The sequence below is a fragment of the Pseudomonas sp. ICBG1301 genome (assembly GCF_016918385.1).
In the GTDB taxonomy this organism is placed as follows: domain Bacteria; phylum Pseudomonadota; class Gammaproteobacteria; order Pseudomonadales; family Pseudomonadaceae; genus Aquipseudomonas; species Aquipseudomonas palleroniana.
In genome coordinates this window covers 113,210-133,773 of the sequence record NZ_JAEKGB010000010.1, presented here as the reverse complement: position 1 = coordinate 133,773, position 20,564 = coordinate 113,210, and the positions used below count along the sequence as shown (strand labels likewise).

The following is a 20,564-nucleotide window of genomic DNA, read 5'->3' as shown; positions in this document are numbered from 1 at the left end:
TTTTAAATCCAACGCCCACAAAAAAGCCGATGCATTGCATCGGCTTGATGTTGTAGCGAAGTCTTGCGGTAATGCTTACACGTTAAAACGGAAGTGCATCACGTCACCATCCTTGACGATGTATTCCTTGCCTTCCAGGCGCCACTTACCGGCTTCCTTGGCACCGGCTTCACCCTTGTACTGGATAAAGTCGTTGTAGGCGATCACCTCGGCGCGGATGAAGCCTTTTTCAAAGTCGGTGTGGATCACACCCGCAGCCTGTGGCGCGGTGGCACCGACCTTGACGGTCCAGGCGCGGACTTCTTCAACACCGGCCGTGAAGTAGGTCTGCAGGTTGAGCATTTCGTAACCGGCACGAATCACGCGGTTCAGACCCGGCTCTTCCAGGCCCAGGGCCTCAAGGAACATGTCTTTCTCTTCGCCGTCTTCAAGCTCGGCGATTTCCGCTTCGATCTTGTTGCACACAGGCACAACCACTGCGCCTTCTTCCTCGGCGATGGCCATGACCACGTCGAGCAGCGGGTTGTTCTCGAAGCCATCCTCGGCGACGTTGGCGATGTACATCACAGGCTTGGTGGTCAGCAGGTGGAAGCCTTTGATCACGGCCTTCTCGTCCGCGCCCATGTTCTTCATCAGGCTGCGTGCCGGCTTGCCTTCGGTGAAGTGAGCGATCAGTTGCTCCAGCAGGCCCTTCTGGACCACGGCGTCCTTGTCACCGCCTTTGGCGTTGCGCGCGACTTTCTGCAGTTGTTTCTCGCAGCTGTCGAGGTCAGCGAAGATCAGTTCCAGATCGATGATCTCGATGTCGCGTTTCGGGTCGACGCTGTTGGAGACGTGAATCACGTTCTCGTCTTCGAAGCAGCGGACCACATGGGCGATAGCATCGGTTTCACGGATGTTGGCCAGGAACTTGTTGCCCAGGCCCTCACCTTTCGAAGCACCGGCCACCAGGCCGGCGATGTCGACGAATTCCATGGTGGTCGGCAGGATGCGCTTCGGATTGACGATAGCCGCCAGTGCGTCCAGGCGTGGGTCCGGCATCGGCACGATGCCGCTGTTGGGCTCGATGGTGCAGAAGGGGAAGTTCTCCGCCGCAATACCGGACTTGGTCAGGGCGTTGAACAAGGTGGATTTGCCGACGTTGGGCAGGCCGACGATGCCGCAATTGAATCCCATGGTGTTTTCCCCTCGGTAAGAGTCAGGCCTTCTGGCTGTGCAGGTTTTTCATCGCACGGTTCCATTCACCGGCGAAGATATCCGGCAGCACGCCGAGGGCAAAGTCGATGCTGGCATCGAGTTTTTCCTGTTCGGCGCGTGGCGCACGACCCAGGACGAAATTTGAAACCATACTGGCGACGCCTGGGTGGCCAATGCCGAGCCGCAAGCGGTAGAAATTATTCTGATTACCCAACTGCGCAATGATGTCGCGCAGACCGTTATGCCCACCATGCCCGCCGCCGAGCTTGAGTTTGGCGACGCCGGGAGGCAGGTCCAGTTCGTCATGGGCCACCAGGATTTCTTCGGGTTTGATCCGAAAGAAGCCCGCAAGCGCCGCGACGGCCTGGCCACTGCGGTTCATGTAGGTGGTGGGAATCAGCAGACGAACATCCTGACCTTGATGCGAGAAGCGTCCGGTCAGGCCAAAATATTTGCGATCGGCCGCAAGGTTCACACCTTGTGCGTGGGCGATACGCTCAACAAAAAGGGCCCCTGCGTTATGCCGGGTCTGTTCGTATTCGGCGCCTGGATTTCCCAGGCCAACGATCAGTTTAATGGCAGTCACGACAGGGGCCCTTCCTTTGGAGTTGTGGATAAGATCGCCAGACCTGAGTGCGGCGAAAGTGGACGACATTACATCATTTACTCAAGAGTAAACGCCGCGTTATCGCCCGCTTTCTCGCTACGTCTCGGTCCGCGATGTTTCCTCAAACTCCGGCAATACAGAGTAATTACTCTGCAGCGCCTTCTTCAGCTTCTGGAGCAACGCGTGGAGCGTGAACGTTGGCAACAGCTTTGTCATCACCGTGAGCCAGTGCAACGAACTCAACGCCTTTTGGCGCCTTGATGTCGGACAGGTGAACGATGGCGCCGATTTCCAGAGCCGACAGGTCGACTTCGATGAACTCAGGCAGGTCTTTCGGCAAGCAGGTCACTTCGATTTCGTTCAGAACGTGCGAGATCTCGCCGCCTTTCTTGACCGGAGCTTCTTCACCAACAAAGTGCACAGGCACGATCGCGGTCAGTTTCTGGCCGGCAACAACGCGAACGAAGTCAGCGTGCATGATGAATTGCTTGGACGGGTGACGCTGCATCGCTTTAACGATGACGTTCTGCTTGGCGCCATCGACGTTCAGCTCGATCACGTGGCTGTAGGCAGCTTCGTTTTCGAACAGCTTGGCGATTTCTTTGGCCAGGATGGTTACGGATTCAGCTGGCTTGTTGCCACCGTAAACAACAGCAGGGATGTTGGCGGCGTGACGCAGGCGGCGGCTCGCACCTTTCCCCAGGTCAGTACGCGCTTGGGCGTTCAGAGTAAAGTCAGTCATTTTGTATCTCCAAAATAGCCATCATCGAGGGGCGTTTGCGACCAGCGCCGCACTCGATATGGGCAAAAAAGCCCCGCCCCGACAGGATGCCGGGGCGGGGCGCTTTTCGTCAGTGAGGTGTTCCGAAGGTTTGACCCTTAACGGAACATCGCGCTGATCGATTCTTCATTGCTGATGCGGCGAACCGCCTCGGCAACGACCGGTGCGATATCCAGTTGGCGGATACGCGCACAGGCTTGAGCTGCGGCGGACAACGGGATGGTGTTAGTCACCACCAGTTCATCCAGCACGGAGTTCTCGATGTTCTCGATCGCTCGGCCCGACAGCACAGGGTGTGTGCAGTAGGCGAAGACTTTAGCCGCACCGTGCTCTTTCAAGGCTTTCGCCGCGTGGCACAGGGTGCCGGCGGTGTCGACCATGTCATCAACCAGAATACAGGTACGCCCTTCGACATCACCGATGATATGCATCACTTCAGAGTGATTGGCTTTTTCACGGCGTTTGTCGATGATCCCGAGGTCCACGCCCAGGGATTTGGCAACAGCCCGTGCACGCACGACGCCACCAATGTCCGGGGACACGATCATCAGGTTTTCAAAGCGCTGATCTTCGATGTCATCCACCAATACTGGGGAGCCGTAGATGTTATCTACCGGAATATCGAAGAACCCCTGGATTTGGTCAGCGTGCAGGTCAACCGTGAGAACACGGTCGATGCCTACCACGGTCAGCATGTCAGCAACGACTTTCGCGCTGATAGCCACACGTGCGGAACGCGGACGGCGATCCTGACGAGCATAACCAAAGTAAGGGATTACAGCTGTGATTCGAGTCGCTGAGGAGCGGCGGAAGGCATCAGCCATCACGACGAGTTCCATCAGGTTATCGTTGGTCGGAGCGCAAGTCGGCTGAATAATGAAGACGTCTTTACCGCGAACGTTTTCATTGATCTCGGCTGTAATTTCGCCGTCGGAAAACTTGCCGACAGAGATGTCACCGAGAGGGATATGCAGCTGACGTACGACACGTCGAGCCAGATCGGGGTTAGCGTTCCCCGTAAAGACCATCATCTTGGACACGCGCAGTACCTAGAGGCTGAGGGTAACCTGGATGAGTATTAGAAAATGGCAGGGGCGGCTGGATTCGAACCAACGCATGGCAGGATCAAAACCTGCTGCCTTACCGCTTGGCGACGCCCCTGTATCTGTTGCAACGAGTGCCTAACACTCGGTTCCTTTAGAGCAGACTTTGCAGCTTGCGATGCAACATCGAAACGTTGCTTCCCTTTGCTACAAACCCTGTAAGGGTCTCTGTAAGAAGGGCCGAGACTTTATCAGCTTCAGCTTTGTTTGGGAAGCCCCCAAACACACAACTTCCAGTTCCGGTTAATTTTGCTTCGGTAAAATTACCTAACAAATTCAAAGCGTTACGTACCTCTGGATAACGCCTTGCTACAACCGGTAAGCAGTCATTTCGACTGTTTCCCTTGGGAACGGGGCGCACTTTAATGGGAGAAGAGTTACGTGTCAACAACGGATCTGAAAAAATTTCTGCTGTACTTACAGATACTTGCGGAACAAGCACGACGTACCACGGCTCTTCGGGGTATTCCGGCGTGAGTTTCTCCCCCACGCCCTCAGCAAAAGCGGCCCGTCCGTGCACGAAAACCGGGACATCGGCGCCTAGCGTCAGGCCCAGCGCGGCCAGACGTTCAAGGTCCCAGCCCAGTTGCCACAAGTGATTCAGACCCAGCAGTGTGGTCGCGGCGTTCGAGCTGCCACCACCGATTCCGCCGCCCATGGGCAGAATTTTATCGATCCATATGTCGATGCCCAGTGAGCAACCGGATTGTTCCTGAAGTTTTTTGGCCGCCTTCACAATCAGGTTGCTGTCGTGGGGCACACCTTCGAATTCGGTGTGCAAGCGGATCACGCCATCGTCGCGCACGGCGAAGGTGAGTTCATCGCCGTAGTCGAGAAATTGAAACAGTGTCTGCAATTCGTGATAGCCGTCTTCACGGCGGCCGAGAATGTGCAGCATCAGATTGAGTTTGGCAGGCGAGGGTAGGGTCAACTTTTCTACGGTCACGTTATTGCCCCAGCTTGCGCGGTTGCCAATCCTTGATCACCAGGGTGACGTCCAGGTCGGTGCCATGCAGCTTGATACGCTCCGGCAGCCAGTAGCCGCCCTGTTCTACATAGCTGAGGTACTCGACCTGCCAGCCATCCTGCTCCAGTGACGCGAGGCGGCTGTCGCCATTGAGGCTCAGACGGCTCTTGCTGTCCGGTGCGGGCAAGCCGCGCACCCACCATACAAGGTGCGACACGGGCAGTTTCCAGCCAATCTGTTCTTCCAGCAGCGCTTCCGGCGATGCCGCTTCATAGCGTCCCTGGTTGGCCACTTCGAGGCTCACCTGGCCAGGTCGACCGGTCAGGCGCGCTGCGCCGCGACCGAGCGGGCCGGACAGGCGAATATCGTAGTAGTCCTGGCGTTGCAGCCAGAACAGCGTGCCGCTGCCCGAATCTTTCGGCGCGCGCACTCCGACCTTGCCCTCTATCTGCCAGCCATCAATGCTGCTGAGCTGGTTTTTGTGCTGTTTCCATTGCCCTGGGTTGCCCTGGCCTTCAACGGATTCGCGGCTACCGACACCCGCGCAACCGGCGAGCAGGGCAATAAGACTGAACACTACAATGTGGCGCAAGAACATAAGCTTAAAGGGTCTCGGATCCGGTCAGGCGCTTGATGGTGCCGCGCAGAATGGGGCTTTCGGGTTGTTCCTTGAGGAATTTTTCCCAGATTTGTCGCGCTTCGCGCTGCTTGCCGTTGGCCCACAGCACTTCACCCAGGTGGGCGGCGACTTCCTGGTCGGGGAAGCGTTCCAGTGCCTGGCGCAGCAGGCGTTCCGCTTCGTCCAGGTTACCCAGGCGGTAATTCACCCAGCCCAGGCTGTCGAGTACGGCCGGGTCTTCCGGGTTGATCTTGTGCGCTTGCTCGATCAGCGTCTTGGCTTCGTCGTAGCGCGTGGTGCGATCAGACAAGGTGTAACCCAAGGCGTTGAGTGCCATGGCGTTCTCGGGGTCGCGCTTGATGATCAGGCGCAGGTCTTTTTCCATCTGCGCCAGGTCATTGCGTTTTTCCGCCTGCATGGCGCGGGTATATAGCAGGTTCAGATCATCGGGGTATTGCAGCAAGGCTTGTTGCAGCAATTTCCAGGCGCGCTCGCCCTGCTTGTTGGCGGACAAGGTTTCGGCCTGGATCAAGTACAGCTGGATCGCGTAGTCCGGTTCGGCATCGCGGGCCGCGGCCAGGCGTTTCTCCGCTTCATCGGTACGGCCGTTGCTCATCAGGATATCGGCCTGGCGCAACTGGGCGGGCAGGTAGTCGTTACCTGGGCCGACCTGGGCGTACTCCAGCAGGGCGGCCTGGGGATCATTGCGCTCTTCGGCAATACGGCCAAGGTTCAGGTGCGCCGAATCGACGTGGCTTTCCCGCGCAATCAGCTCCTCCAGGTAACCCTTGGCTTCGTCCCAGGCCTTGGCTTCCAGGCACACCAGCGCCAGGGAATAGCGCAGCTCGTCATCGTCCGGGTACTGCTGGACCAGGTTGGCGAACTGGACTTTGGCGTCCTCCATGCGGTCCTGCTCGACCAGCATTCGCGCGTAGGTCAGGCGCAGGCGCTTGTCTTCCGGGTATTTCTTGATGCTTTTTTCCAGCAGTGGAATCGCTTCCTTGCCGCGATTGAGGTTCTGCAGCAGGCGCGCGCGCAACAGGATCGGAGCGATCTCGCCCTCTTCCGGCGGGTTCTGTTCCAGCAGCTTCAGGGCTGCGTCGGCTTCGTCATCCTGTTGCAGCAGCAACGCCTTGCCGAAAATCAGCTGGCTGTTCTTCGGATGCTTTTGCAGCAGGCGGTCGAAACCCTTCATCAGGCCATTACGCGTGTCCTGGTCGGTATCGGCGGCCGACAGCGCGAGGAAGTCGAAATGGGTGTCACCCTTGCCTTGCAGGACTTTCTCCATATAAACCATGGAGTCGTCATAGCGCCCGGCGCGTGCCAGTTGAACCGCCGCGGCCCGCTGGGCTTCCAGGTCGTCCGGGGCGTTTTTTGCCCAGATCAGCGAGCTGTCCAGCGCAGCCTGGTCGGCGCCCAGGTATTCGGCGATGCGAAACGCCCGCTCGGAAATGCCGGGGTCCTGGGTGTTGATCGCCTGGGTCACATAGTTATCCAGCGCAATATCGAAACGATTCCGCTGGCCGGCCAGTTCCGCCGTCAGCAGGCTGTAGACCGTCTCTTCACTGAACGAGGAGTAAACCTTGGGTTTTTCAGGGGCGGGAGTGCTGTCTTCCACCGGTGGCGTACCGTCCGGCGATACGGGTGCCATGGCCTGGCAGCCGCTGAGGAAGACAAAAGCAAGGAGCAACGCGGAGGATCTATTCATATAGGAAGAGGACGACTAACCTGCGGTCGGATCATCATGACACAAGCCTTCGGCCAAACATAACCAAGTCTCAGTGGATGCCTTTATAGACACAAGGCATTAGGACAATAGCCTACGGTGGTTGTTCTGAATCATTCGAAGTAGGACAATTGTCGGCTTCCCGACATCATCAGCGATATTGAATGGCCTTCCTCGCACTCGGTATTAACCACAAGACTGCTACCGTAGACGTGCGCGAGCGCGTGGCGTTTACGCCAGAGCAGTTGGTTGAGGCCTTGCAGCAGCTCTGCCGGCTCACCGACAGCCGCGAAGCTGCAATCCTTTCGACCTGCAATCGCAGCGAGCTTTATATAGAGCAGGAGCATCTTTCAGCGGATGGGGTACTGCGCTGGCTGGCCGATTACCACCATTTAAGCCTCGACGACCTGCGCGCCAGCGCCTATGTGCACGAAGAAGATGCGGCAGTTCGTCACATGATGCGCGTCGCCGCAGGGCTCGACTCGCTGGTGTTGGGCGAACCGCAAATCCTCGGCCAGATGAAGTCCGCCTATGCCGTGGCCCGCGAGGCCGGCACCGTGGGGCCGCTGCTGGGCCGCCTGTTCCAGGCCACGTTCAATTCGGCCAAGCAAGTGCGCACCGACACGGCCATCGGCGAAAACCCGGTTTCCGTGGCGTTTGCCGCCGTCAGCCTGGCCAAGCAGATTTTCAGTGACCTGCAGCGCAGCCAGGCGCTGCTGATCGGCGCCGGTGAGACCATCACGCTCGTCGCCCGGCACCTGCACGACCTGGGCGTGAAACGTATCGTGGTGGCCAACCGTACGCTTGAGCGCGCGAGCATCCTGGCCGAGCAGTTCGGTGCGCACGCCGTTCTGCTCTCGGACATTCCGGCCGAACTGGTGCGCAGCGATATCGTGATCAGCTCAACCGCCAGCCAGTTGCCGATCCTGGGCAAGGGCGCGGTGGAAAGCGCATTGAAACTGCGCAAGCACAAGCCGATCTTCATGGTCGATATCGCTGTTCCCCGCGATATCGAACCCGAAGTCGGCGAGTTGGACGACGTTTACCTCTATAGCGTCGACGACTTGCATGAAGTGGTCGCCGAAAACCTCAAGAGCCGCCAGGGCGCTGCCCAGGCCGCAGAGGAAATGGTCAGCGTCGGCGCCGAAGATTTCATGGTGCGCCTGCGTGAACTGGCAGCGGTGGATGTACTCAAGGCGTATCGTCAGCAGAGCGAACGCCTGCGCGACGAGGAGTTGGCCAAGGCCCAGCGGTTGCTGGCCAACGGCAGCAGTGCCGAAGAGGTGTTGATGCAACTTGCCCGTGGCCTGACCAACAAGTTGCTGCATGCACCCAGTGTGCAGTTGAAAAAGCTTACCGCCGAAGGCCGCCTCGATGCGCTGGCCATGGCCCAGGAACTCTTTGCCCTCGGTGAGGGCGCGTCAGATAGCTCTTCGGATAAAAAACCGCAATGAAAGCGTCACTGCTCAATAAACTGGATGTGCTCCAGGACCGTTTCGAAGAACTGACCGCCTTGCTCGGCGATGGTGAGGTCATCTCCGATCAGACCAAATTCCGCGCCTATTCCAAGGAATACGCCGAAGTCGAGCCGGTGGTCGCCACCTATAAGAACTTGCTGAAGGTGCAGGCCGACCTCGAAGGCGCCCAGGCGCTGCTCAAGGACAGCGACCCGGACATGCGTGAAATGGCCGTGGAAGAAGTCCGCGAGGCCAAGGAAAAGCTGGCCGAGCTGGAAGGCGACCTGCAACGCATGTTGCTGCCCAAAGATCCGAACGATGGCCGCAACGTGTTTCTCGAAATTCGCGCCGGCACCGGTGGTGACGAGGCGGCGATCTTCTCCGGCGACCTGTTTCGCATGTACTCGCGTTATGCCGAACGTCGTGGCTGGCGCGTGGAGATCCTGTCCGAGAACGAGGGCGAACACGGTGGCTATAAAGAAGTCATCGCCCGGGTTGAAGGCGACAACGTCTACGGCAAGCTCAAGTTCGAGTCCGGCGCGCACCGTGTACAGCGGGTTCCTGCGACTGAGTCCCAGGGCCGCATCCACACCTCGGCGTGTACCGTGGCGGTGTTGCCCGAGCCGGACGAGCAGGAAGCCATCGAGATCAACCCGGCGGACTTGCGCATTGACACCTACCGTTCGTCGGGTGCCGGCGGCCAGCATGTGAACAAGACCGACTCGGCGATCCGGATCACCCACTTGCCGTCAGGGATCGTGGTGGAGTGCCAGGAAGAGCGTTCCCAGCACAAGAACCGTGCGCGGGCCATGTCCTGGCTGTCGGCCAAACTCAACGACCAGCAGACCAGCGCTGCCGCCAACGCGATTGCCAGCGAGCGTAAATTGCTGGTCGGGTCGGGTGACCGTTCCGAACGCATTCGTACCTACAACTTTGCCCAGGGCCGGGTCACCGACCACCGCGTCAACCTGACCCTTTATTCCCTCGACGAAATTCTTGCCGGCGGCGTTGAAGCGGTGATCGAGCCGTTGCTCGCTGAGTACCAGGCTGATCAATTAGCGGCGATCGGTGAATAAATGACCATCATCGCCAGCCTGCTGCGCGCCGCCGACCTGCCCGACTCGCCCACTGCGCGCCTGGATGTGGAACTCTTGCTGGCGGCTGCCCTGGGCAAATCGCGCAGTTACCTGCACACCTGGCCGGAGAAAATCGTCAGCAGTGAAGACGCGCTGACCTTCGCCGGTTACCTGCAGCGCCGCCGCAGCGGCGAGCCGGTGGCGTATATCCTCGGCCAGCAGGGTTTCTGGAAGCTGGACCTGGAGGTCGCGCCCCACACGCTGATCCCGCGTCCGGAAACCGAACTGCTGGTAGAAGCCGCCCTGGAACTGTTGCCCGCAACGCCCGCCAAGGTCCTCGACCTGGGCACCGGCAGCGGCGCCATTGCCCTGGCCCTGGCCAGCGAGCGGCCGGCCTGGCAAGTCACCGCCGTCGACCGGGTATTGGAAGCCGTGGCCCTGGCCGAGCGCAATCGCCAGCGCCTGCACCTGAAGAACGCCAGGGTGTTGAACAGCCATTGGTTCAGCGCCCTGCAAGGCGAGAGCTTTGATCTGATCATCAGCAACCCGCCGTATATCGCCGACAACGATCCGCATCTGGTCGCCGGCGATGTGCGTTTTGAGCCGGCCAGCGCACTGGTGGCGGGCCACGATGGCCTGGATGATTTGCGGTTGATCAGCCAAGCGGCGCCTGCTCATCTGAATGCCGGTGGTTGGCTGTTGCTTGAGCATGGTTACGACCAGGCGGCCGCCGTGCGTGATCTGTTGCTGAGCCAGGGGTTCAAACAGGTGCACAGCCGCATCGACCTTGGCGAGCACGAACGCATCACCCTGGGGCGCCGGCCATGCTGACCGACCAGGAGCTGTTGCGCTACAGCCGACAGATTCTGTTGCAGCATGTCGACATCGAAGGTCAGTTGCGCCTGAAAAACGGCCGGGCGCTGATCATCGGCCTCGGCGGGCTGGGCGCGCCGGTCGCGTTGTACCTGGCTGCGGCGGGCGTGGGCCAATTGCACCTGGCGGACTTCGACACGGTCGACCTGACCAACCTGCAACGCCAGATCATCCACGACACCGACAGCGTTGGGCAGACCAAGGTCGATTCAGCCATGCGCCGCCTGACGGCCATCAACCCTGATATCACCTTGCTTGCCCACCGTGTGGCGCTGGATGCCGATTCACTGGCGGCGGCGGTGGCGAATGTGGATGTGGTGCTCGATTGCAGCGACAACTTCTCCACCCGTGAGGCCGTTAACGCAGCCTGCGTCGCCGCTGCCAAGCCATTGATCAGCGGCGCGGCGATTCGGCTTGAGGGGCAATTGTCGGTGTTCGATCCGCGTCGCGCCGAGAGCCCGTGCTACCACTGTTTATATGGGCACGGCAGCGATACCGAACTGACTTGCAGCGAGGCCGGCGTCGTCGGGCCTCTGGTGGGGCTGGTCGGTAGCCTGCAAGCGCTGGAGGCGTTGAAGCTGCTCGCCGGTTTTGGTGAGCCGTTGGTGGGCCGCTTGTTGCTGGTCGATGCCTTGACCACACGGTTTCGCGAACTGCGGGTCAAGCGCGACCCGGGCTGCAGCGTGTGCGGGACTCAGCGTGGATAAGGGCGCGCCTATCGGTGTGTTCGACTCCGGCGTCGGCGGCTTGACGGTGCTGGATGAAATTCAACGGTTGTTGCCCCATGAGTCGCTGCTGTATGTCGCGGACTGTGGGCATATTCCCTACGGCGAGAAAAGCCCGGCGTTCATTCTCGAGCGCTCCCGCACAGTCGCCGAGTTTTTCCGCAAGCGCGGCGCCAAGGCGTTTGTGATCGCCTGCAACACCGCGACTGTCGCCGCCGTTGCGGACTTGCGCCAGGACTACCCCGACTGGCCTCTGGTGGGAATGGAGCCCGCGGTCAAGCCTGCGGCTGCCGCGACGCGCAGCGGCGTCGTCGGTGTGCTTGCCACTACCGGTACCTTGCAAAGTGCCAAGTTCGCCGCCTTGCTCGACCGCTTCGCCACCGACGTGCGGGTGATTACCCAGCCTTGCCCGGGGCTGGTGGAGTTGATTGAAACCGGCGACCTCGTCAGCCCTGCGCTGTGCACTATGTTGCAGGGTTATGTCGAACCGCTGCTCAACGCCGGCTGCGACACCATTATTCTGGGCTGCACCCACTACCCATTCCTCAAGCCGTTGCTGGAGCAGATACTCCCGCCGAGCATCATTCTGATCGACACCGGCGCCGCCGTGGCACGTCAGCTCAAGCGATTATTGGGCGAGCGCGACCTGATAGGCACCGATAAGCCTGAACATGCACAGTTCTGGACCAGTGGTGATGTCGATCATTTAAGAAATATCTTACCGACACTATGGAAATATCCCGGCGTTGTGAGTAGTTTTGGCTCGTGAAAAATTCGTGAAAAAACCTCGGTTAGAAGCTGAACTTCTGACACTACGCAGGCTTCTATACCGAGTTAGCCCTTACATATCACTCTAACTCCGTTCTTAAAGGACTGTTTCTTATGAAGCGTTTGTTCGCTTTGGCTACGATTGTGGCCGCTGTGGTGGGACACTCTGTTTCGGCCCAGGCCGCCGGCCTGGAATTCGGGGTGGGGGGCACGAGTGATTCGACGATGACCTATCGCCTGGGTCTGACTTCCGACTGGGATAAAAGCTGGTGGCAGAGCGATACCGGCCGACTGACCGGCTATTGGAGCGGCGCCTATACCTATTGGGACGGTGACAAGCGCGCCAGTGTAAGCAGCGTGTCGTTCTCACCAGTGTTTGTGTATGAGTTTGCCGGAGAGTCGGTCAAACCCTACATCGAGGCTGGGGTCGGTGTGGCGCTGTTCTCGCGCACGCGGGTCGAGGACAATAACATCGGCCAGTCCTTCCAGTTCGAAGACCGGTTGGGCTTTGGCCTGCGCTTTGCGGGTGGGCATGAAGTGGGTATCCGTGCCACGCACTATTCCAACGCGGGCATCAGCAGCAACAACGACGGGGTGGAAAGCTACTCGCTGCACTACACCCTGCCGTTGTAATTCTTCAGAGCACTGCCACACCCCTGTGGGAGGGGGCTTGCCCTAATGCCTGTCAGTTAAGCGATAGAGCGGACGATGGATAACCTGTGGGAGGGGGCTTGCTCCCGATAGGCCGCGCAGCGGCCTCAAAAATGGGCCTGCTACGCAGTCCATCGGGAGCAAGCCCCCTCCCACAATGACCGCGTTAAGCCTTAACTGACTGGCATCAGGGCTTGCCCCCGATAGCGCGGGTTCAGTCAATGCATTTGCCACTGACACCACGCAATCGACCGCAAGCCCTTCCCGCATTCTGCTCTGCGCTCATCTCAACATCAGCGATACGCGGTCGCAATCCCTTCACGCTCGGTCAGGCACTCCGGCGCTCCCATCTCGAACTCCCGGCAAATCAGCGGTCGCCTGTCGTAAATGGTGCACATCATCGTGTCCCGATCCAGCGCCGCACACCAGCCGTCGTCAAGGCGCAGCATGACTTCGCCACCCCACTCATCGGTATCGATATAGCGCTCCGGCACACCGGTATCGGTGATCAGCATGACTTCCAGCTGGCAACAGCAGGCTGCGCATGTTGAGCAGGTGACGGCGGGTTCGGTGATCTGGGTATGGGGGATGTGGGTCATAGGTGCGCAGTGTAAGGCAAGCGCATGATATGCGTATGAATGCTCTGACAGACGTCACTGCTCCAGTTGCCGTGCGATCCAGTGCAGCAGTGGGAACAGCGCCGCCCAGAGCAGCGCCAGGCCGATGAGGGTGAGTGTCGTGCCGTAGCCGAAACGCACGCCCGCCAAGTGGCTACCGGCGTAATAAGACAACGGCCCGCCGATCGCCCCCAACAGGCTCGCCCGCCACCACGGCTGAGCGCTCCAGGCCAGGCAATGCCGCAGGGTGGTTGCCAGCAACGCCCACAGCAGCATCAGCCAAAACGGAATCAGCGGCCCTGGAAAGCTGAAATGAAACACCCCAAATGTACGTAGGAAGGTATCGATCACGATGCCCAGCAAGGCCACGGCAAGGATCACCTGGCCTTCCTGGGACCATGAACTGGTCCATAGCAAGTGGATGGCCAGCACCGCGCCTCCCACCAGTAACCAGCGACTGTCACCGCCGAGCACACAGGCAAACCAGCCGCACTGGAATAGCACGGCGTTTGCCAAGGGTTTAAGCACTGAAGCGCCCGAGCAAGGGCGGGGTGATCGCCGCGGGTTTGGCCAGCAGTAACTGCGCGGTGCCAATGGTTCGTTCCATGAAGCCTCCTTCGCAGTAGCACAGGTAGAACTCCCACAAACGCAGGAAGTACTCATCGTAGCCCAGCTCGGAGAGCCGCGCGTGAGCGCGGCGCAGGTTTTCATGCCACAGGCGCAGGGTGCGTGCGTAATGCAGGCCGAAGTCTTCCATGTGCAGCAGGTTCATGTCGGTGTCACGGCAGACGATCTGCAGCATGTTTTGCACGCACGGCAGGGCGCCACCGGGGAAAATGTAGCGTTGGATAAAGTCGACGCTGCGCTTGGCCTGTTCGAAGCGTTGCTCGCGAATGGTGATGGCTTGCAGCAACATCAGGCCCTGCGGCTTGAGCAGGTGGGCGCATTGCTTGAAGTAGGTGGGCAGGAAACGATGGCCGACCGCTTCAATCATTTCGATGGACACCAGCTTGTCGTACTGGCCGCTCAGGTCGCGGTAATCCTGCAGCAACAGGGTGACCTGGCCCTGCAATCCCAGCGCCTCGATGCGTTTCTCGGTGTAGGCGAACTGCTCTTTGGACAGCGTCGTGGTGGTGACCTTGCAGCCGTAGTGCTGCGCCGCGTACAGCGCCATGCTGCCCCAGCCGGTGCCGATTTCCAGCAAGTGGTCGGTGGGCTTGAGTGCCAGTTTCTGGCAGATGCGTGCAAGCTTGTTCAGCTGCGCCTGTTCCAGGGTGTCATCGGGCGTGAGGAATTGGGCTGCCGAATACATCATGGTCGGGTCGAGGAATGCTTCGAACAGGTCATTGCCCAGGTCGTAATGGGCCGCGATATTCTTCTGCGAGCCCTTGCGGGTATTGCGGTTGAGCCAGTGCAACGCCTGGGTGAACGGTCGGGCCAGGCGCGCCAGGCCGCCCTCCATGGCGTCGAGCACCTCCAGGTTGCTGACCATCACTCGCACCACGGCGGTCAGGTCCGGGCTGCTCCAGTAACCATGAATGAACGCCTCACCGGCACCGATAGAGCCGTTGGCCGCCACCAGGCCCCATACCGCCGAATCGAGGATGTGGATTTCCCCAAGCAAATGCGCTTCCCGTGCGCCGAACACCTGCCGTTCGCCGTCCTCGATCACCACCAGTTGACCGTGGCGCAGTTGGCTGAGTTGACGCAGCACGCCTTTGCGCAGCAGGGCGCCGGTCATGCCGTTGACGTTCATGCGGTGGGGCTTGACCGATAAGCTAGGGGATTTCATGGCGGTGATCCTTGGTATACCCGACTGCAGTGCGAGAGGCGCCATCGGCGGCCTGATGGGAAAAAATCGGTGTGCGTTTGAGCAGCAGGCGCAGCGCCTGCCAGTAAATCGCCAGGCAGGTCTTGGCGGTCATCCAGGGAAAGCGCCACAGGTAGCGATGCAGGCTGGCCCGATCCAGTGCTTGCCGTTGCAGGCTCAAGGTGGCGTCGAAGACTTTTTGCGCGCCCTGCCAATCAGCCATATGCACGCCCAGCCTGGCGCCGGGAGGGCTGAAACTCATGCGATATTCCAGGTCGCGGGGCAAAAACGGCGACACATGAAACGCCTTGGCTACGGCGAAGTGCTGGTGCTCACCGGCATCGAGGGCCTGGGCCGGCAGTACGTAGTGGTAGCGTTCGCGCCACGGGGTGTTGGTCACTTCACACAGGATGGCGGCCAGTGATCCATCAGCCTCGTAGCAATAGAAGAAGCTCACCGGGTTGAACGCCAGGCCCCAACTGCGGGCCTGGGTCAGCAGGCAGATAGCGCCTTGGGGTGTGCGCCCCAGCGCCTGGCCGACTTGTTGGCGCACGGCGTCGCTCAAATTCATGCCATGGCGAGTGAACTCACGCAGGTAATCCTGCTGACGAAAACCGAAGGGGGCCAGCCGGCCGGCGCCGGCCAAGGGGGACAGCCCGAGTACTTGGTGTTCTTCGTTCAAGTCCAGGTACAGCAGGCCGATGCGGTAGCGAAAGGCATGGCCTCTGGGCGCAAACCGGCGATGGGCGATCCAGCCGCTGTACAAGGCGCTGTTCACAGGCTTTCTCCAAAGGCTTGCGCCACGCGCAGGGCGCTGACCACGCCGTCTTCGTGAAAACCGTTGGCCCAGTAGGCGCCGCAATAAAAGGTGTGGCGCGCGCCGTGCAATTCTTCCCAGCGCGCTTGTGCGGCCACTGCCGCGAGGCTGTATTGCGGATGGGCATAGGTGTAGCGCCCGAGGATCTTCAGTGGGTTGATCATCGGTGTCTGGTTGAGGCTGACGCAGAAGGTCGTCTCGCTGTCGATGCCTTGCAGGATGTTCATGTCATAGGTCACGGCCGCCTGCGTCTGCGCATCGCCGGCCAGCCGGTAGTTCCAACTGGCCCAGGCGAGCTTGCGCTCAGGCAACAGGCGCGTATCGGTGTGCAGCACCACATCGTTGTTGGCGTAGGGCAGGGCGCCTAGGATCTCCTGTTCGGCCTGGCTCGGGTCGGCGAGCAACGCCAGGGCTTGATCGCTGTGGCAGGCCAACACTACCCGGTCAAAGGCCTCGCTGCCGGCAGGGCTGTGGATAACCACGCCCTCAGGCGTGCGCTCGACCTTATGCACAGGGCAATTGAGGCGGATCCGCTCGCGAAAGCCTTGGGTCAACGGTTCTATGTAACGGCTGGAGCCACCTTCGATCACGCACCACTGCGGCCGTTTGTTTACCGACAGCAAACCGTGGTTCTTGAAGAAACGCACAAAGAACTGCAAGGGAAACCCGAGCATATCCGCCATGGACATCGACCAGATCGCCGCGCCCATCGGCACAATGTAGTGCCGGATAAACCTTTGGCCATAACCGCCCGCTTCCAGATAAGCCCCCAGGGTCATCTCGGCGCTGATGCGCTGCTGTTGCAGGTCCAGCGGCGCCTGATGGTTGAAGCGCAGGATGTCGCGCAGCATGCCCCAGAATCCTGGCGACAGGATGTTGCGGCGCTGGGCAAAGAGACTGTTGAGGTTATTGCCGTTGTACTCGAAACCGCTGCTCTGGTCGCACACCGAGAAGCTCATCTCAGTGGGTTTGAATTTCACCCCAAGCTGCTCCAGCAGGCGAATGAAGTGGGGGTAGGTCCAGTTGTTGAACACGATGAAACCGGTGTCCACCGCATAGTGCCTGCCCTCGACCGTCACGTTGGCGGTGTGGGTATGTCCGCCAATACGGTCGCCGGCCTCGAACAGGGTAATGTCGTGGCGACGGTTGAGCAGGTAGGCGCTGGTCAGCCCGGCGATGCCGCTGCCGATAATGGCGATCTTCACAGGTCGTCCTTCTGCGGTGGCGGGCTGCGCAGCATGCGTTTGCCGATGATCAGTTGCGCACGGTTGGGCAGTTTCGACAACGGCCACAACGTGGCGATGAACAGTGCGGGAAAGGCGATTTCCAAAGGCCGTTTGGCAAGCTGGCCGAAGATATGCTTCGCCGCCTTGTCGGCGGACCAACTCAAGGGCATCGGGAAATCATTGCGTTCGGTCAGTGGCGTGTCGACAAAGCCCGGGCTGATCACCGTCACGTCGATATTCTCCGGTGATAGGCTGATGCGCAGCGCTTCGAACAGGTAGCGCAGCCCGGCCTTGGACGCACCATAGGCCTCGGCACGGGGCATCGGCAGGTACGTCACCGCGCTGGCTACCCCCACCAGATGCGGACTCTGCCCTTTGCGCAAGAGCGGCAAGGCGGCCTCGATGCAGTAACTGCTGGCCAGCAGGTTGGTGCGTATCACGTACTCGATGATCGATGAGTCGAACTGTTTGGCATCGACATATTCACAGGTGCCGGCGTTGAGGATCACCGTGTCCAGCGAACCCCAGGCCGCCTCGATCCGCTCGCCGATCTCGCGTACGGTCTGACTGTTGGTCAGGTCGCCGGCCACTACCAGCACCTGCCCCGAATAACGTTGGGCGAGTGCTTCCAGCGGGCCTTTGGTGCGCGCGCTCAGTGCCACGTGGGCACCGCTGTTGAGCAATTCCACGGCGAGCGCGGCACCGATGCCACTGCTGGCGCCGGTCAGCCAATAACGGCGGGGCGGTGTAGGGCTCATCCCAGTCTCCTCTTCAGCCAACGGATCAATCGGCCGAATAGCGGCAAGTGTTCATAGAGCAGTGCGCCTGCATCAAAATAGTCGCGATGGCGGTAGACCTTTTCGTGCCACATCAGGTGTGAGCAGCCTTGTACGTTCACCTCCTCACCGTGGTTCAGGCGTGGGTGGCGAAAACTCATGTTCCAGCGCAGGTAGCCTTCGCCTTCCGCCACTTGGTCAAACCCCTGGAAGTCAAAGCGCAACTGGTTGACGTGGCTGTACAGCTGGGTGAAGTAACGGTGCATTGCGGGGAGCCCGTGGACTTCGTGCAGCGGGTCGGCGAATACGATGTCCGGGCTGTACAGGCTGTCGAGCCGGTGCAGGTTGTGCTTGTCCAACGCGGCGAAGGCCTGGGCGAACCGTTGCAGGAAATCACTCATGTTCAGCCGCCTCCTGGCGTTGCGGCAGGCTGCGGAACGCGGCCAGTGCGCGCTCGCGGGAGTGTTTCAGGTCGACCATCGGGCGCGGGTAATCGGCCACGCCGAACAGGCCGCCGACGGACTCCGGGTTGTGCACTTGTTTTTTATTCAGCGCGGCCAGTTCCGGCAGCCAGCGCTTGATGAACACGCCCTCGCCGTCGAATTTTTCCGATTGGCTCAATGGGCTGAAAATCCGGAAGTACGGCGCCGAGTCGGTCCCGGTGGAGGCGCTCCACTGCCAGCCACCGTTATTGGCGGCCAGGTCGCCGTCGATCAGGTGGCGCATGAAAAAGCGCTCGCCCTCACGCCAGTCGATCAACAGGTTCTTGGTCAGGAACATCGCCACGACCATGCGCAGGCGGTTGTGCATCCAGCCGGTTTCCAGCAATTGGCGCATGGCGGCGTCGATGATCGGCAGGCCGGTGCGTGCTTGCTGCCAGGCGGCCAGCTCCTTGGGCGCGTGGCGCCAGGCCACGGCTTCGGTTTCGGGGCGGAAGGCGCGATGGCGCGACACGCGCGGGTAGCCGACGAGGATATGTTTGTAGAACTCGCGCCAGAGCAGCTCGTTGATCCAGGTGATAGCGCCGATGTCGCCGCTTTCGAATTCACCCTGGTTGGTTTGCAGCGCGGCATGCAGGCATTGGCGCGGCGACACCACGCCGGCGGCAAGGTATGCCGATAGCTGGCTGGTGCCGGGTTTGGCCGGATAGTCGCGTTCGTCCTTGTAGTAGCTGATCTGTTGATCGGCGAAAGCATCGAGACGGCGGCGGGCCTCGTCCTCACCCGCAGGCCACAGGGCACGCAGGCTTTCACTGGGTGTTTCGAAGCCTTCAACGGTGGTTGGCACAGCATCACTGTCGAGCTTGAGTGGTGCCTGGGCTTCTGGCGTGGGCACGATCGGCGGCAAGGCGCTATGCAGGCGGGTATAGCAGACTTTGCGGAACTGGCTGAATACCTGAAAGTAGGTGCCGGTCTTGGTCAGTACGCTGCCTGGCTGGAAAAACAGTCGGTCGAGGTAGCTGTGGAACGTCACGCCGTCGGCTTCCAGGGCCTTGGCCACTGCGGCATCGCGGCGGCTTTCGTGGATGCCGTATTCCTCGTTGACATGCACCGACGCGACCGACAGCTCCCGACACAGTGCGCTCAGCACGCCCGGTACCTCTTCCCAGGTCGCAGCTGTGCGAATCAGCAAAGGAATATTCAGCGTGCCCAGCGTCTGGCTCAAGTGCTGCAGGTTGCGCAACCAGAAGTCGACTTTGCACGGTGCATCATCGTGAGCCAGCCATTGTTCGGGCGTGATCACGTAGATGGCCGCGGTCGGGCCTCGCCGGCATGCGGCAGCCAGGGCGGTGTTGTCGTGTAGGCGCAGGTCGGTGCGCAGCCAGATCAAATGCATTTAGACAATTCCACGCTGGATCAATAGCTGATGAGCCGACAACGGGTCTTCGGCCACGAACAATTGCGGGGTATCACGGCTCAACGCGACCAGTTCGGCTTGGTGAATGCATACCGTGGGGCCGGCAATCAATAGAGGGCAAGCAACGCCGCTCAAGTGCTTGGGCAGCGCCGCCAACTGAAGCGATTTGCTCGAATACAGCACCACGGCGCGGGGTTTCAGGTGAGCCACGGCCAGCGCCAGTTCGCCGGCCGGCAGTGGCCAGTCGAAGACTTCCACCGGGCAGTCGGCGCTGCTGGCCAGCCAGGCGCACAGCCACAGGTGCGGCTCCACGGGCAAGTCGGAATGGTTGATCAGCAGCAACGGGGCGCCATGCAGTTGACGATTGTTGTGATAGATGCGCGCGCCGAACTTGCTGCGCAGCCATGACAGGAAAAACACCCGCTCCATTTGTGCGCCGAGTTGGCCCTGCCACTTTTGCTCCAGTTCATTGAGCAGCGGCAGCATTAATTGCTCGCACAAGGTCCGTGGCGGGTACAACGCCATGGCCTGGTTGAACGCATCGTCGACCCGGCGCTCGGCCAGCTCGCTGATGGCCTGCACCAGTGTCTGGCGCAGGGCGTGCCATTCGTTTTCGACGGCGTCAGGTGGGGATTGGGCGGAGTCGATCAGGGATTTCACCTGGCTGACCGGCACGCCGCGATTGAGCCAGGTCAGAATGGTGTGGATACGTTGGACATGCTCGGCGCTGAACAGCCGGTGGCCCTTGGGCGTACGCTGCGGCACGATCAGGCCATAACGGCGTTCCCAGGCGCGCAGGGTGACCGGGTTGACACCGGTCTGGCGCGCCACTTCACGGATCGGCAGCCAGCCATTTTGCAGGGCTTGCGCGATGTCCTCGCCGGGTTCGTCTAGCAGGGCAGCTTTCATAT

22 protein-coding genes and 1 tRNA gene are annotated in these 20,564 nt (G+C 60.3%); 6 read left to right on the top strand and 17 right to left on the bottom strand.

The features are described from left to right. Positions 1 to 75: 75 nt before the first annotated feature. From ychF to JBE38_RS22605, 8 genes are all read right to left on the bottom strand, one after another. Positions 76 to 1,176: a redox-regulated ATPase YchF gene (ychF, locus tag JBE38_RS22640; RefSeq protein WP_090366924.1), complete on the bottom strand. Its 1,101-nt coding sequence runs from the start codon at positions 1,174 to 1,176 to the stop codon at positions 76 to 78. Between the two features lie 22 nt (positions 1,177 to 1,198). Further along, on the bottom strand, positions 1,199 to 1,783 hold the full coding sequence (gene pth, locus JBE38_RS22635; protein ID WP_003171596.1) for an aminoacyl-tRNA hydrolase: 585 nt from the start codon (positions 1,781 to 1,783) through the stop codon (positions 1,199 to 1,201). A gap of 166 nt (positions 1,784 to 1,949) precedes the next feature. Continuing rightward, a complete protein-coding gene (locus JBE38_RS22630; protein ID WP_060754814.1) occupies positions 1,950 to 2,546 on the bottom strand; it encodes a 50S ribosomal protein L25/general stress protein Ctc in 597 nt (198 codons plus the stop codon). A gap of 137 nt (positions 2,547 to 2,683) precedes the next feature. After that, positions 2,684 to 3,625 carry a ribose-phosphate pyrophosphokinase gene (locus tag JBE38_RS22625; protein WP_003171603.1) on the bottom strand — a complete coding sequence of 314 codons (942 nt, stop codon included), beginning with the start codon at positions 3,623 to 3,625 and terminating at the stop codon, positions 2,684 to 2,686. 46 nt (positions 3,626 to 3,671) lie between these two features. Further along, positions 3,672 to 3,746 (bottom strand) — tRNA-Gln (locus JBE38_RS22620). A 36-nt stretch (positions 3,747 to 3,782) separates the two neighbouring features. Beyond that, positions 3,783 to 4,586, bottom strand: coding sequence for a 4-(cytidine 5'-diphospho)-2-C-methyl-D-erythritol kinase (ispE, locus tag JBE38_RS22615; protein ID WP_240202583.1), 804 nt, complete (start codon positions 4,584 to 4,586; stop codon positions 3,783 to 3,785). 49 nt (positions 4,587 to 4,635) lie between these two features. Continuing rightward, complete coding sequence (gene lolB / locus JBE38_RS22610) at positions 4,636 to 5,253, bottom strand: lipoprotein insertase outer membrane protein LolB (RefSeq protein ID WP_104995457.1); 618 nt, start codon at positions 5,251 to 5,253, stop codon at positions 4,636 to 4,638. A gap of 4 nt (positions 5,254 to 5,257) precedes the next feature. Beyond that, complete coding sequence (locus JBE38_RS22605; RefSeq protein ID WP_205345162.1) at positions 5,258 to 6,982, bottom strand: tetratricopeptide repeat protein; 1,725 nt, start codon at positions 6,980 to 6,982, stop codon at positions 5,258 to 5,260. Positions 6,983 to 7,164: 182 nt separating this feature from the next. Between JBE38_RS22605 and hemA the strand changes: the two genes are divergently transcribed. The 6 genes from hemA to JBE38_RS22575 all read left to right on the top strand — a co-directional run bounded on the left by hemA (position 7,165) and on the right by JBE38_RS22575 (position 12,532). Then, complete coding sequence (gene hemA, locus JBE38_RS22600; protein WP_060754818.1) at positions 7,165 to 8,454, top strand: glutamyl-tRNA reductase; 1,290 nt, start codon at positions 7,165 to 7,167, stop codon at positions 8,452 to 8,454. Further along, entirely contained in the window at positions 8,451 to 9,533 is a 1,083-nt protein-coding gene (prfA, locus tag JBE38_RS22595) for a peptide chain release factor 1 (protein ID WP_060754819.1), read from the top strand. The genes hemA and prfA overlap by 4 nt, the downstream gene beginning before the upstream one ends. After that, the gene (prmC, locus tag JBE38_RS22590; protein ID WP_205345161.1) at positions 9,534 to 10,364 is read left to right on the top strand and encodes a peptide chain release factor N(5)-glutamine methyltransferase; all 831 of its coding nucleotides are present in this window, start codon (positions 9,534 to 9,536) and stop codon (positions 10,362 to 10,364) included. After that, entirely contained in the window at positions 10,358 to 11,113 is a 756-nt protein-coding gene (locus JBE38_RS22585) for a molybdopterin-synthase adenylyltransferase MoeB (RefSeq protein WP_205345160.1), read from the top strand. The genes prmC and JBE38_RS22585 overlap by 7 nt, the downstream gene beginning before the upstream one ends. Beyond that, positions 11,106 to 11,900 (top strand): glutamate racemase, encoded by a 795-nt coding sequence (murI, locus tag JBE38_RS22580; RefSeq protein ID WP_205345159.1) that lies wholly within the window; start codon positions 11,106 to 11,108, stop codon positions 11,898 to 11,900. Before JBE38_RS22585 ends, murI begins: the two co-directional genes overlap by 8 nt. 113 nt (positions 11,901 to 12,013) lie before the next feature. Further along, positions 12,014 to 12,532, top strand: a complete 519-nt coding sequence (locus JBE38_RS22575; RefSeq protein ID WP_060754823.1) for an acyloxyacyl hydrolase — start codon at positions 12,014 to 12,016, stop codon at positions 12,530 to 12,532. 311 nt (positions 12,533 to 12,843) lie between these two features. On the opposite strand, the gene JBE38_RS22570 is transcribed toward JBE38_RS22575, so the two are convergent. From JBE38_RS22570 to JBE38_RS22530, 9 genes are read right to left on the bottom strand one after another with little or no spacing between them, the layout of a single operon-like run. Continuing rightward, positions 12,844 to 13,149, bottom strand: a complete 306-nt coding sequence (locus JBE38_RS22570; protein ID WP_060754824.1) for a YkgJ family cysteine cluster protein — start codon at positions 13,147 to 13,149, stop codon at positions 12,844 to 12,846. A 54-nt stretch (positions 13,150 to 13,203) separates the two neighbouring features. Beyond that, entirely contained in the window at positions 13,204 to 13,695 is a 492-nt protein-coding gene (locus JBE38_RS22565) for a DUF2878 domain-containing protein (RefSeq protein ID WP_090366907.1), read from the bottom strand. Beyond that, complete coding sequence (locus JBE38_RS22560) at positions 13,688 to 14,959, bottom strand: SAM-dependent methyltransferase (protein ID WP_090366905.1); 1,272 nt, start codon at positions 14,957 to 14,959, stop codon at positions 13,688 to 13,690. Before JBE38_RS22560 ends, JBE38_RS22565 begins: the two co-directional genes overlap by 8 nt. Next, on the bottom strand, positions 14,946 to 15,755 hold the full coding sequence (locus tag JBE38_RS22555) for a DUF1365 family protein (RefSeq protein WP_205345158.1): 810 nt from the start codon (positions 15,753 to 15,755) through the stop codon (positions 14,946 to 14,948). The genes JBE38_RS22560 and JBE38_RS22555 overlap by 14 nt, the downstream gene beginning before the upstream one ends. After that, positions 15,752 to 16,999 (bottom strand): FAD-dependent oxidoreductase, encoded by a 1,248-nt coding sequence (locus JBE38_RS22550; protein WP_205345157.1) that lies wholly within the window; start codon positions 16,997 to 16,999, stop codon positions 15,752 to 15,754. The genes JBE38_RS22555 and JBE38_RS22550 overlap by 4 nt, the downstream gene beginning before the upstream one ends. Further along, positions 16,996 to 17,778 (bottom strand): SDR family NAD(P)-dependent oxidoreductase, encoded by a 783-nt coding sequence (locus JBE38_RS22545; RefSeq protein ID WP_060754829.1) that lies wholly within the window; start codon positions 17,776 to 17,778, stop codon positions 16,996 to 16,998. The genes JBE38_RS22550 and JBE38_RS22545 overlap by 4 nt, the downstream gene beginning before the upstream one ends. After that, positions 17,775 to 18,197: a nuclear transport factor 2 family protein gene (locus tag JBE38_RS22540; protein WP_205345156.1), complete on the bottom strand. Its 423-nt coding sequence runs from the start codon at positions 18,195 to 18,197 to the stop codon at positions 17,775 to 17,777. The genes JBE38_RS22545 and JBE38_RS22540 overlap by 4 nt, the downstream gene beginning before the upstream one ends. Continuing rightward, entirely contained in the window at positions 18,190 to 19,632 is a 1,443-nt protein-coding gene (gene phrB / locus JBE38_RS22535; protein ID WP_205345155.1) for a deoxyribodipyrimidine photo-lyase, read from the bottom strand. The genes JBE38_RS22540 and phrB overlap by 8 nt, the downstream gene beginning before the upstream one ends. Beyond that, positions 19,633 to 20,562 carry a MerR family transcriptional regulator gene (locus JBE38_RS22530; protein WP_060754832.1) on the bottom strand — a complete coding sequence of 310 codons (930 nt, stop codon included), beginning with the start codon at positions 20,560 to 20,562 and terminating at the stop codon, positions 19,633 to 19,635. Positions 20,563 to 20,564 lie beyond the last annotated feature (2 nt).